Source organism: Rhodococcus sp. BP-160 (assembly GCF_019836205.1).
Taxonomy (GTDB): Bacteria; Actinomycetota; Actinomycetes; order Mycobacteriales; family Mycobacteriaceae; genus Rhodococcoides.
In genome coordinates this window covers 353,621-366,108 of sequence record NZ_JABUEK010000001.1, presented here as the reverse complement: position 1 = coordinate 366,108, position 12,488 = coordinate 353,621, and the positions used below count along the sequence as shown (strand labels likewise).

12 protein-coding genes are annotated in these 12,488 nt (G+C 66.4%); 10 read left to right on the top strand and 2 right to left on the bottom strand.

The features are described 5' to 3' along the window. The first annotated feature begins 109 nt into the window (after positions 1-109). The 3 genes from HQ306_RS01615 to HQ306_RS01605 all read left to right on the top strand — a co-directional run bounded on the left by HQ306_RS01615 (position 110) and on the right by HQ306_RS01605 (position 2,404). The gene (locus HQ306_RS01615; RefSeq protein WP_261769657.1) at positions 110-421 is read left to right on the top strand and encodes a DUF6412 domain-containing protein; all 312 of its coding nucleotides are present in this window, start codon (positions 110-112) and stop codon (positions 419-421) included. A 64-nt stretch (positions 422-485) separates the two neighbouring features. Further along, positions 486-1,109 (top strand): ABC transporter ATP-binding protein, encoded by a 624-nt coding sequence (locus HQ306_RS01610; protein WP_222627286.1) that lies wholly within the window; start codon positions 486-488, stop codon positions 1,107-1,109. Continuing rightward, positions 1,100-2,404: a DUF6297 family protein gene (locus HQ306_RS01605; RefSeq protein ID WP_222627284.1), complete on the top strand. Its 1,305-nt coding sequence runs from the start codon at positions 1,100-1,102 to the stop codon at positions 2,402-2,404. The genes HQ306_RS01610 and HQ306_RS01605 overlap by 10 nt, the downstream gene beginning before the upstream one ends. A gap of 10 nt (positions 2,405-2,414) precedes the next feature. Here HQ306_RS01605 and surE read toward each other — a convergent pair whose 3' ends face one another. Next, complete coding sequence (surE, locus tag HQ306_RS01600; protein ID WP_222627282.1) at positions 2,415-3,221, bottom strand: 5'/3'-nucleotidase SurE; 807 nt, start codon at positions 3,219-3,221, stop codon at positions 2,415-2,417. A gap of 29 nt (positions 3,222-3,250) precedes the next feature. Further along, positions 3,251-4,192, bottom strand: a complete 942-nt coding sequence (locus HQ306_RS01595) for a 1-phosphofructokinase family hexose kinase (protein WP_222627280.1) — start codon at positions 4,190-4,192, stop codon at positions 3,251-3,253. Between the two features lie 235 nt (positions 4,193-4,427). Between HQ306_RS01595 and HQ306_RS01590 the strand changes: the two genes are divergently transcribed. The 7 genes from HQ306_RS01590 (at position 4,428) to HQ306_RS01560 (ending at position 12,421) form a co-directional block, all read left to right on the top strand. Further along, positions 4,428-5,561: an ATP/GTP-binding protein gene (locus HQ306_RS01590; protein WP_222627278.1), complete on the top strand. Its 1,134-nt coding sequence runs from the start codon at positions 4,428-4,430 to the stop codon at positions 5,559-5,561. Positions 5,562-5,605: 44 nt separating this feature from the next. After that, the gene (locus tag HQ306_RS01585; RefSeq protein WP_222627276.1) at positions 5,606-5,866 is read left to right on the top strand and encodes a hypothetical protein; all 261 of its coding nucleotides are present in this window, start codon (positions 5,606-5,608) and stop codon (positions 5,864-5,866) included. Further along, a complete protein-coding gene (locus HQ306_RS01580; RefSeq protein ID WP_222627274.1) occupies positions 5,863-7,872 on the top strand; it encodes a type IV secretory system conjugative DNA transfer family protein in 2,010 nt (669 codons plus the stop codon). The genes HQ306_RS01585 and HQ306_RS01580 overlap by 4 nt, the downstream gene beginning before the upstream one ends. Further along, a complete protein-coding gene (locus tag HQ306_RS01575; protein ID WP_308115394.1) occupies positions 7,869-8,381 on the top strand; it encodes a DUF4913 domain-containing protein in 513 nt (170 codons plus the stop codon). The genes HQ306_RS01580 and HQ306_RS01575 overlap by 4 nt, the downstream gene beginning before the upstream one ends. Positions 8,382-8,433: 52 nt before the next feature. Further along, positions 8,434-9,186 carry a hypothetical protein gene (locus tag HQ306_RS01570; RefSeq protein ID WP_222627272.1) on the top strand — a complete coding sequence of 251 codons (753 nt, stop codon included), beginning with the start codon at positions 8,434-8,436 and terminating at the stop codon, positions 9,184-9,186. A 536-nt stretch (positions 9,187-9,722) separates the two neighbouring features. Next, positions 9,723-10,421, top strand: a complete 699-nt coding sequence (locus tag HQ306_RS01565; protein WP_222627270.1) for a hypothetical protein — start codon at positions 9,723-9,725, stop codon at positions 10,419-10,421. A 503-nt stretch (positions 10,422-10,924) separates the two neighbouring features. Next, complete coding sequence (locus tag HQ306_RS01560) at positions 10,925-12,421, top strand: LGFP repeat-containing protein (RefSeq protein ID WP_222627268.1); 1,497 nt, start codon at positions 10,925-10,927, stop codon at positions 12,419-12,421. The last annotated feature ends 67 nt before the right edge of the window (positions 12,422-12,488 follow it).

The window sequence follows — 12,488 nt, the reverse complement described above, 5'->3', positions numbered from 1 at the left end:
ATCCCCATCTCGGTCAGGTCGAGCATCGACGGTCGTCTGTGACTGTAGTGAACAGTTCTGGGGAAGCTCTGAGAGCGGGGACAGAGTCCGGGCGGTAGAGTTCCGAGCCATGCGATCAGGGAGCGTGCATCTCAGCCGCCTGACGGTCGCACTCATGATGCTGTCCCTGGGACTCGTCCTGATCGTCGCGATGCCGCAACCCATCGAGGTCGCCGTAGCCGTGGCGGTCACCGTGTCGGCAGCTCTGATCGCTGTGGTGTTCTTGCGACCCGGACCGCTGATCGATGTCGCGTCGGCAGGTGGTCCTCCCGCCGACGAACGCCGCCTGCGCGGATCGTTCCGCCGTCAGTCCCATCCCGCCACGCCGGGCCGTCCCATGCCCCGAGCACCCGGAGCTCTCGCGGAGGCGCAGCCGAACTGATCGGCGCCGTGCGTCTCCGCACCGACGACACCGTTCACTTCTCGGATCGTGGGAGAGAGACCACATGTTGCACCTGTCCGGCATCACCCGTGTCCACGGAGAGTTCACCGTCTTCCGGCACGTCGACCTCACCGCTCGTCCCGGCTCGGCCTGCGCCGTGGTCGGTGCCAACGGCTCCGGAAAATCGACGCTTCTCCGCTGCGCCGTCGGCGCAGACGACGTCGACGAGGGGCGCGTGCTCCTCGACGGCACCGACCTCGACGAGACCGATCCCGCCACCCGCGCGGCGATCGCGGCCGTCCTCGACGACGGGGGCATGTTTCCTCACCTGTCGGTGCGCGAACATCTGACACTGATCGCCACGGCCCACGAGGTCGACGACGCGGAGGCCGTCGTGACGGCAATCCTCGACGGACTCGCCCTGTCTGCCGCGGCCGATCAGCTCCCGGTCACCCTGTCCAGCGGTCAGCGCAGGCGGTTGATCTTGGCCTCCGCCTTCGTGCGACCTCGTCGCGTCCTCGTGCTCGACGAACCGGAGCAGCATCTCGACTCGAGCGGGCGCGCGTGGCTCGCCCGTACGCTGACGGCGGAGAAGGAGTCCGGAGTGGCCGTGCTGTTCGTCTCGCACGACAGGGCGATGGTCGACTCGGTCGCCGACGTCGTCGTCGATGCGGATGCATGGCGATGACCTCCGCCGCCGATCTGCACCGAGAGTTCCGCCGACGCCGCCGCGGCACCGAGAGTGCGGTCGAGCGGTTGTCGATCTGGGGTGGCGGCGCCTTGTCGACGGTGGCCGTAGCGCTGTGGGTGCTGTCCGGCCGTGGGACGGGATTCACGCTGGAGCCGGTGCTGTCGGCGTCGGCATCGTCGGGTGTCGGAATCCTCATCGCGGCGGCCGCGCTCCATGTCCTGCGCGCCGTCGGACCGATCGGTACCGATGCGGCCACGACGCATTGGCTCGTGTCGGCGCCGCTCGATCGGCGCACTCTGTTACGCGGCAGAGTGCTCGCCTGGACCGTTGCGCTCGTCGCACTCGGAGTGCTGGCAGCTCGCCTGCTGGCACTGGTCGCGGGTGCGACGTCCTGGTGGCCGTTGGCCGTCGTCGGGGCGGCGGCCGGTGCGCTTGTGGTCGGCCTGGCGGTGCTGGGGCAGCAGTCCCGCGGATGGTCGTCCGCGCTGCCGATGATCGAGGTCGGAATCATCGCATCGGCGGGCGTCGCAACGCTCCTACCGCCGGCCCCGGCCACGGTGTCCGCTGTCGTGCTCTGCGTCGTGACCGTCGCAGCAGGGTGGGCGGCCGTCTCCCGCCTGGGGCGGATTCGCCGGACGTCCCTGACGTCGGGAGCCGATCTGCTGGCGGCCGGGTCGGCGGGACTGTCCTTCCTCGACGTCGGGTTCCTCGTGTCCGCGCTGGAGATCAGAGCCCACCGACGCCGAGGGGCGGTGCGTCCGCGGGGTCGTGCCGGGAGATCGGTCGGCCCGGTCCGCGCCCTGGTGCGTTCCGACGTCGTACGACACCGCCGGAACACGATGCTGTCGGCGGTTCTGGTGACCGGACTCGGTCTCGTGCTCGCCGCGTCGGCGGTGTCGATGCCGTACTGGGCGGGCGTCGTGGGCCTTCTCGCCGGATACGTGGCGACGTCGGCGGCCAGTATCGGATTCCGAGACATCATGATGGACAGAGCATTACGGTTCGCGCTCGCCCTGCCAGACCGCACTGTGACTGGTGCGTTCCTCGTGGTGCCGTCGATCGTGGCACTCACCGTCGCCGTCACGGTGGCGGCAGCGGTGTCGTGGTGGGCGGGCATCGTGGTCGGGTCGACGACGCTGGTCGCCGTGGTTCGGTCCCGAACAGCGCCGCCCCGTGTCTACGACGGCCTCGCCGTGGTGACCATGTTCGGCACAGTGCCGGTCGACGTGATTCGTCAGGTCCTGCGGGGCCCGGGCCTGCTCCTCGTCGGTGCCGTGCTGCTCCTGCTGTGACGGGACGCGATCACTCCAACCCGGCCAGGTCGACGTCCACCCTCGACGGGGGTCGCAGTGCAGTGGTCGTCGCCCATCCGCGGGCGACGAGGCCGGCGTCGCTGTCGTCGTCGTCCCGCGCGTGGATGGCGTCGAAGCGGACGGTGACGAACTCGTCGTCGGTGTCGCCGATCTCCGCCTGGACGGCGCCGAAGGCTGCAAGGTCGGCCGGGCGGATGCCGCGGAGCTCCGATGGCGCGACCGGGGGGATGTTGACGTTGAGAACCCAGTCCGCTGCACCGTGGTCGACGAACCAGTCGAGTGCGCGCCGGGCCACGAGGTGGGCGGTGTCCCAGCTCGGAGCGCCCGAGGCGACCTCACGGTCGATCTGGTCGTGGATGTCGCCAGGCGCGGCGAGAGACGCCGTGTCGAGGCCGGCGAGGGACAGGGCCATCGCCGGAACCCCGTGGGTGGACGCGGTGAGGGCCGCCCCCACGGTGCCGGAGTGCAGAACGGCGGAGCCGGTGTTCGGACCGTGATTGATGCCGGACAGCAGGATGTCCGGCCGCGGACCGAATGCTCCGCGCGTCGCGACGAACGCGATCATGGCGGGCGAGGCCTGTACGGCGAACGCGTCGACGTCCAGGTCGGCGACCGACGCGCGGGAGACCACGAGCTGGTCGCGGTTCTGGAGCGCCGACAGCGACGCACTCGCACCGCTGCGCTCCTCGTGCGGCGCCGCCACCACGACGTCGTGACCGGCCTCGACGGCGACCCGAGCGAGCACGGCGATCCCGTGACTGTCGATTCCGTCGTCGTTCGTGATGAGCACGCGCACGTGTGCCTCCTGCGAGTGGGTGCAGCCGGTCAGGACGAGAAGGGGCGTACCTCGACCGTCGACATGATGGTCTCGACGAGCCCCACCTGTCCTGTACCCAGTCCGCGGCGGGTTACGTTGGCGGTGCCGGCGGCGCCGCCGAGGGCGAGTGCCTCCTCGATGGACATGCCGCGGGCGAGTCCGGTGGCGATGCCGGCGCTCATGGAGTCGCCCGCACCATGGTGGTCCGTCTGTTCCAGGTCGGGAGTGACCACCTCGAGCACCGTGCCGTCGACGAGGGCGAGCGCCGGGTCCGCCGCGCGGGACAGAACCACGATGTCGGCACCCTCGTCGTGCAGGGCGCGCATCGCCTCGATGAGGACGTCGGGGTCCTCCGACTCCGCGCGCCCGTCCTCGATGAGGTCTTCATGGCTCATCTTGAGCACGGTGAGCCCGCCCTGCAGAGCCGCCGTCGCGGTCGGTCCGGACAGGTCCGCGACGACGGGCTTCGACAGCGATCGCAGATCGGTCGTGAGCCGTCGGTAGAAGTCTGCGGGCACCACCGACCCGGTGTGCGGGCCCCCCAGCAGCACGATGTCGGACGAGGCTCCGGACTCGAGGGTGATCCCGTAGAGGTCGTCGAGCGCGTGCCGGGCGAGGTGCGGGGGATCGATCGTCGCCACCTCGGTGCGGTCGCCGTCCCGCCGGTCGTGAATGTAGGACCCGGACTCGTGACCGATGTCCACGGCACGCACGGTGATTCCCTCGCGGTGGATCAGATCCCGCAGTACGCCGCCGCTCTCGCCGCCGAACGCGCCGGTCAGCGTCACGTCCATGCCGAGGTTGGTGGCCATGCGGGCGATCCAGTGGCCTTGGCCGCCGGCGTGCACGTGGAGTTCGGTGTCGCCGTTCGGCGCTGCGTCCAGGGTGATGGTGAGCAGCGGGGACGGCGCGAAGACGGTGGCGGTGGGCGCGTGTTCGGCAGTCGACATCGCCGTGATGTGCCCGATTCGTCCGTTCCCCAAACCCGACGTCGAACGGTCGACAGGTCAGCTGCCGAAGGCGTCCGCGAGGTCGTCGAGCGACGGGAAAGCCGGTTCCGGTGTTGCCTCGGGCACCGTGATCACCGTCGACGCCTGCTGGACCGTGTCACGGTCCAGGGCGACACGGTGGCCATGTACTCCGCAGAGCCGGGGTAGTCGGACACCCACATCGCCTGGCGCCGCGATGGTGGGCGAACGGGTCGAGTACTACGGCGGCCTGGTGATCCGGCTCGGCCACGGCGAGGGCTACCTCAACCCGCTCGCCGTCGGCGCACTCGGCTCGATCCTCCCGCTGCTCGACGATGTCCCTGACGTGCAGCGCAAGGTCGCCGCCCAAGTGCTCCAACGCCGCCGTCGCTTGGTGTCGGGACTGTGCGAGCTCGAACGCGGTGGCCCGCTCACCCAGTCCGAGTCGAACGTCCTCGCCGTGGCGCTGCGCGTCCTCGACGCCGACCCCCGGTTCACTCCGGAGCATCCGCCGCTGCTGTCGGATCTGTTCACCCTCATCGAGAAAGGGTCGCCGGAACTGGCCCGTAAGACGATCAGCGTCGACGACCCCGACAAGTACGCCGCCAAGGTCGAGGGGTTGCTCGAGACGTTGATCGGTCTCCTCGACGGCGAGCTCGGCGAAGTGTTCTCCCGTCAGACCACCACGGCTCTCGATCTCGCGGGGGAGCGGCCGCCGGTGGCGGTGTGCGTGGATGTGTCCTCCATCGGCACCGAGGACCCGACCCTGGAGGCGGCGATCATGCTCGCCTGCTGGTCGGACGCGTTCGGCGCCGTCGAAGCCGCCCACGTCCTCGCCGACGTCGGCTTGCGAGAGAAGCGCACGTTCCTGGTGGTGCTCGACGAGCTGTGGCGGGTTCTGGCCGGAGGCTCGCAGATGGTGCTGCGCGTCGATCAGCTCACCCGCCTGACCCGCACGATGGGAACGGCGCTGCTGACGATCACCCACACCGTCGCGGACCTGGAAACCCTCGCCACCGCCGTCGACATCAGCCGCGCCAAGGGCTTCATCGAGCGCGCCGGGGCCGTCATCGTCGGGGGACTGCCGACGCAGGAGATGGACAAGCTCGACGGCATCATCCCGTTCACGCAACAGGACCGGGATCTGGTGTCGTCGTGGTCCACCCCGGCCGGCATCGACGACACCGGACGCGAACTGCCTCCACCCGGGCGCGGGAAGTTCCTGCTGCGCATCGGCACCGCCCGCCGACCCGGGGTGGTGCTGCAGACCGTCATCACCGCCACCGAAGCCGCCGCCGGGTACCACGACACGAACGCCCGCTTCGCCCACGTCGGCGGCGGCGGGCGATGAGAGGCAAGCCGTATCCGGCGGAGATCCGGACCCGGGCGGTGCAGATGGTGACAGACCGACTTCCCACGGCCCGCTCGACGTGGGCGGCCATCGAAGCGGTCGCCGCGCACCTGTCCCTGCACCCCAACACCGTCCGGTGGTGGTACCGGCAAGCCCAAGGCGTCACCGACGAGCGGCCCCTGATGCCGAGTGAGCAGAACGGTGAGATCGCTCGGCTCCGGGCGGAACTGGTCGAAGCGCAACGTCTCATCGCCGACCTCGTCGGCTCGGCGCAGTCACACCCGAGAGAAGGAGTCATCGCATGAGCACAGGGAGAGGCGCGAGGAACCCGAACGCCGGTGTCGACCCGACGCTGGCCCTGACCGGCGGCGCGATCGTCATCGCCGCCCTCGCGTACGGGGGCGCCGAAGCAGCGCTGCGGCTCGGTGGCCCGTTGTCCGGTGTCGATCAGGACGTGCCGGGGTCGCCGTTCGCTCTGGTGGCAGCGCTGGCGAAGGGGTCGCTGGTGTGGCCGGTGGGGGCGACGATCATCGCTGTAGCCTTCGGCATCGTCGGCATCGTCGGCCTGGTCGTGATCGTCGTCGGAACGGTATGGGCGATAACGCGGCGCCGGCGGATCACCCGCGTCGACGACGCCGGCCGGTTCCTCGGCCGCCCCCGGGAGGTGGCGCGGCTGGGGGAGAAGGCACTGCGGGCGGAGATCGCCCGGTTGGGAGACCCCGTCGCCGCCGACCAGCCCGTCGCGGCGCCGCTGGGCCGATTGGTGCTGGGGCCGAACAGGTTCGGTATCACCCTGTACGCGGGGCCGGAGGACGTCGCCACCCACATCTGGGGACCGCGGATGGGCAAGACGAGCTGCGTGATCATTCCGCAGCTCCTCGCCGCCCGCGGCGCCGTGCTGACCACCTCCAACAAACGGGACGTCGTCGACACCACTCGCGCGTACCGGGCCGAGAAGGGCACCGTGTGGGTCTTCGACCCACAAGGAGTCGCGCAGGAGCTGCCACGGTGGTTCTACGACCCGCTGACCTGGGTGCGCTCCGCCCGGCCGTCCACCACGCAGGGCATCACCGACAGAGGCGAATCCGACAGCCGACGCACGGAGCTGGCGGAGCTGCTCGGCGAGGATGTTGTGGCGACGATGGGCCAGTCGGCGCAGGAGACGAAAGCCGCGACCCTCGCCGGCATCTTCGCGTCGTCGTTGACGGGGGAGAACACGAAGCGGGAGCCGTTCTTCGACCCCATGGGGCAACGGTTGGTCACCGGGTTCCTCCTCGCCGCCGCGCTGGAGCATCTGCCGTTGCCGATCGTCTACACGTGGGCGACGACCCCGGAGAACCAGGAACCGGTGCGGCTGCTGCGAGCGCACGGGTTCGGGCGGTGGGCGGAGTCGATGATCGCCCAGTACAACGCCCCCGACAAGCAACGCGGGGGAGTGTTCGCCACCGCGGCGAACATGCTCGGCGCCCTCGCCTACGCCGAGATCCACCCGTGGATCTCCCGGATGGGGGAGCGCGACACACGCCCGGAGTTCGACCCGGCCGGATTCGCCGCCGAGGACGCCCCCACCTTGTTCTGCTTGTCGATGGAGGACGCCGCCGACGAGTGCGGCGCCCTGGTCACCGCGCTGACCGTCGCCGTCACCGACGCCCTGGTGGACCGTGCCACCGCCACACCCGCGGAGGAATCGCTGCCGGCGGGTCGGCTGCGGGTGCCGGCGACCTATGCGCTGGACGAGGCGGCGAATGTGGTGCGGTGGCGGCAGTTGCCGAACCTGTACAGCCACTTCGGCTCCCGCGGCATCACCGTCACCACCATCCTGCAGTCCTGGCCCCAAGGGGAGGAGTGCTTCGGTCAGGGTGGGATGAAGAAACTGTGGGGCGCGTCGACGATCCGCGTGTACGGCGGCGGCGGGTCGACCGACGACGGCCGGTTCCTCGAGAACACCTCCGCAGCCCTCGGTGATCACTGGGAGATGAGCCAGACCGTCTCCACCAACTCATCCGGTCGGTCGAGTTCGCAGCAGCGGCAGAAGATCCGCACCCTTCCCGCGGATGCTCTCGAAGCGATGCCCGCGGGGCGGGCGATCCTGCGCGCCGCGAAATGCCCACCTGCGCTGATCGAGACGATGCCCTGGTACACCGGACCGTTCGCCGCCGCCGTCGCCGACGCCCAGATCCGCGCCGGCCAGGACCCCGCCGTACATCCCAGCGCCGACGACCCGGATCCGACGGACGCGACATCGCTGCTCCCGTCCCCGACCAAGCATCCGGTCGCAGCGCCCCGGTCGGGAGCGGTGACCGTCTCGTGAGCGACGAGTTCGACCTCGACGCCGACATGGACAGCGCCTGTCCGGGTGATGCATCACCCACCGATGATCGGGACGAGCTGCGGGACAGTCACACCGACGACGACAAGGCGGGCGGGGCGGGGGAGCGGGCCGATTCCGCGGCTCGGGGCCCGTACTACCCGAACGCGTACCGGTTCTTCGCCGACTTCCTCGCCCCCGCGTACCGGCGCAAGACCGTCGACCACCCGGCGATGCGGTGGTGCCCGAGCTGGTTCCTGCACCCCGAAGCCCGCGCCCGCGTCGACGCACTGTGGCGGGCATGGGAGTACCTACGGCTCGACCCGGCCACCGGGATGAGTGTGTGGTGGAAGGACCACGCTGATCACCACATGTCGAGACTGCTGTCCCCGGACGGCACCTTCAAGGACTGCACCCCCGACCACCGGCAGGTGCACCCACTTCCGAGCATCACCATCCCCGCCGAACTGTTGGCGCTTGACACTGCCGATTCACCCGTCCCACCCGCCTGATGTCATCCGATTCGCGGATTTCGCTCAACCACCCTTGACCTGAGGAGCCCTCGTGGCAGACGACGAACACGAACAGCTCTCCCGCCAGACCGGCATGGTCCTGCGCACATCGATCCAGGTCGCGATGCAGGTCGCCGAGGCTCTCGCCCGACGCCGCGAGCAGTCCCTGCGCACCGCGGCCGCCGCGTCGGAGTCACGCTCACAAGCCCTGGCCGGGCGGCTGAACGCCGAACAACGTTCGGCAGAAGCGTTCCTGCGCCGCACGGGTGACCGGCAGTGGTGGGCCACTGCCCAGGATGCGCAGATCGTTGACGCCGTCCGGATCGCGCACACCTGGAAGGACGCTTCCCCTGTCGCCGACCGGGCAGCGATCACCATCGAGAACCGGCTACGTACCGACAAGGGCATCGACCTCACGTCGTTGCGCGACACCGTGAACACCGCGTTCGTCGCAACTGCCGTGGAACGTGAGCTGGCGGACCGTGCCGAACACGAACGCCAGGTCGATCAAAACGCCGACCGGTCAGTTCTCGGTGACCCGGGATCGCGAACCAACCCGCCAACACAACATCTCCCGTTGAGCACTGTTGCTTGGGACACCGCGCAACGCCGGGAACAACACAGAGTCCAACTCACCATCGCGGGCCTCGACACCGAGGCAATCGATGCCCATCTGCTCACCGACACCGCCAACGCCGCTGCACTCGACATCAACTCCATGCGCATGCCGACAGCTACGCCTGCGGCCACACCAGGGGACCGAGGGCGGGAGCTCGATTCCAGCATGGACCGCGGCGGCAGATAGGCCCGATGAGAGCCCTGCGCACGGGCCACGACGCGAAGGCCGGAGCCAGTATTGGCCGATCCGCGACATAAACCAGCTTGCGTTGAACGACCAGCGGCCACAAACAATCCAATTTCGGCGAAATTACGGTATGAGCAGCATCATATACCGTTTCGGACGGCGTAGACTGATCAACAACTTAATATCGTGCCGTAACGACATTTGGAACACTGCGCCTACTGGAGAATAGTTGCAACACACGGTCCAGAACCAGACATAGCGCCCGATCGTCGCTACTGTGGCTATCGCCAGAGTTCGCACTGGCACCATCAAGGGCTGTACTCGTGGTTTCCTAACGGCGTCGACCAGATCTATTACAACGATGCATATATGTCCAAACTTGGGGCCCAAAAGAACCAAGCGATCGTGACACATGAACTCGGGCACGCTTTCGGTCGTTCTCACACTTGTTCCTCAGCTCATGGGCATTGGCTCCGGACCGACTGGCGACCTTGGGCAGATTGATATCGAATCACTCAGAAGACTTTGGGGATGAAATGAACAACACCCTTACTAAGATTTTAGTTGTCACCGCAGGCGTAGCTTTCACTGCGGTTGCAACCGCCTGCACGTCATCTCCCGCACCAGCAACCAATCCCAACGAGGAGCTACGTTCTACAACTGCGCCCCAGACTGTATACCTGGAGCCCTCGTGGGCCTTCGACATATACGATCAGCGACGGGTAGTTGGCGCGGCTGATTCTGTATTCGTGGGGACAGTTAATCAGGTGATCGGAACCGTCAACCGGACAGTAATGCCGGAGACTCAGTTCTCCGTAACGGTGTTGAGTGTAATAAAAGGTGATCTAGCGGGTGACGTAGTCGTCAATCAGCAAGGGGGCTACGACCCTGTATCTGATCAGGCAATTTATACCGAAGGCGATACCCCACTCAACATCGGCCAGAGTTACATCTTCTCGACCGTGTTAGATACGGCAATATCCGCCGAGAACTTCATCCCCATTGTCGGTGCAGTGCCAGTTGACACCGCAGATGTTGTAAACCTCGATCCAGAACTCGCGCAACGCGGCGGTGTCGCTGCAGGATTGCCCGAAGAGGTGCAGGAAGCTGTGTCCGCAGTTGAGAACGAAATTCCGTTCGATCCGAACAACACAGGGCTAGGTGACGGATCCGAGGCAGAACTGCCGGAGGGGCCTGACCTACCTCCGCAGGTGGACGGCGAGCCCGTGAGATAGAGACAGAACTAGTGTGAGACGCTGCTCCGGAACGGGATCCTGTTCCGGAGCAGCGCTATATATGTGGTGTCTACTCGGTCGCCGTCCTTAGCTTGCGGTTACAGAGGTGGCTCACGGTCCCAACTTTCCCGCGAATGTCACTAATTGTGCTGGCTGGCGAGACCGACCGTTCTACATTCTCGACTGCACGTTCGACCCCGCACCACTGTCCGTTTGGACGCGATGGTCAGCCGGGGCAGGTCGATCCCTGAGCCCCTACTCAGGGTGGTGGTCGACGATGCATCGATTGACGGCCAGGCACCGGATGGTGATGACGACGGACTCCTGCTGGACGGTGTACGTCGTCCATGGCGCGAGGTTTTCCACATGTTCCTTGATGCCGGGGGTGGTCCGACAGTTATCAGCGCCCACGACCCCCTGTCGCGACAACGACTCCACTACCAAAGTCGTGACACAAGCTGAAATAAGTTGCACAGTATCGCATTCCGGCGCATCGTCGATGAATGACCCGGTCGGGAGGTGAGGGCATCAACGATCTGCGGCTGCAGCAGATTCAGCTTCGACGCGCTGCGTCCCGCGCGATCCCTGCCCCCGGCCCCGACTGCCAGCAGTACTGGCCATTGGAAAACTGGGTCTGCGGGGCAATCCGGGACAAGTACAACTCGATGGGAGCCCAGTTCAGCTTTCTGTTCGTGCCCACTTCTGAGGAGCTCGTCAACCCGGACGGATTCGGACGCAGACAAACATTCATCAACGGACCCATCTATTGGTCCCCTCAGGGTGGCGCACACCCCGTCGTCAACCACTTTTTCGCAGCTTGGCAGCGTCTGGGCTGGGAGGGCGGAGTCCTGGGTTATCCAACGACGGACGAGATCGTCAACCCTGACGGCGTCGGACGGCGGCAAGAATTTCAGGGCGCCGCTGTCTACTGGCGCCTGAACGAGGCATACGCCATTGGCGGGGCGATTCGCGACAAATGGAACACTACCGGCGCCGAATCAGGACCACTCGGGTACCCGTCAACCGATGAAATCGGAGTCACGAAGTACAGCGGTAGATACAACAACTTCGGCAACGGCACCATCACCTGGTCAGGACCCACGGGTCCGCGATTACTGTTCAAGCCGCTACGCGACAAGTGGGCAGAGTCGGGGCGGGAAGATGGCCCCCACGTTTATCCCACTTCTGACGAGCAAGTCCTTGACAACGATATCGCCCGTATCGCGCCTTTCGAGAGCGGGTCGAGCATAATTTGGAGTCAGGTAACGGGCGCGTGGTTCATTTCTGCAGAACTGCTCGACGCGTGGAATCAGGAGCGATCAGCAGGATTCGACCCGGGGTTCCCTACTGGCGACGTCGATACGGCGCCGACGTCCGTAATCGACTCGATCGCTGTCAGAGCCCAACAAGCGTTTCAACGGGGGCGTATATCCATCGACATTGAAGGCACCAGATTCGTTGTCGGATTCGATCCGGACGGAGTGTTCCCCGATGGGGACAATGCGTTCGCCACCGATAGCGAACTCGAATCGCAGTTGCGTCGACAAGACGATGAGGACGACGACGATTACGACAGCTCATCAGTTCTCGCAACGGCATCGCGCGAAGAAGGTATCACTTACGGTCCCGAACTGCCCCTGCGGGTTGGATACTACAATGAGGATTCAGACGTGGGTTGGGGTTACGACAAGGCCTACAACAAACACGGCGTGAAGCGCGAAAACGGTGAACACGCATACGAGCCCATCGTCGACACGTTTGAGAATGGCGTGGTCCTGGACAGGCGTGATGCTGATGTACCGGGAAACCTTTTCGGTGCGACTGTGACCCGAATTCGACTACTAGACGGTCGGACTAAGAACAACTTCTACGTCGTGTACGACCCACGGAACGCGCCAACTCATAAAGGATTACCCGCCGGCGACCCCATCGGCGTGGAAGTAGCATTCTGTGGCGGAATGACAGTATGCGATCAGTGGATCATCGACGCTTTCTACTGAGTCGCCACGGGCCCTGCTGGGTAATCCCGCCAACAGATTCCATCAACAACTCGGGCCGCATCCCACT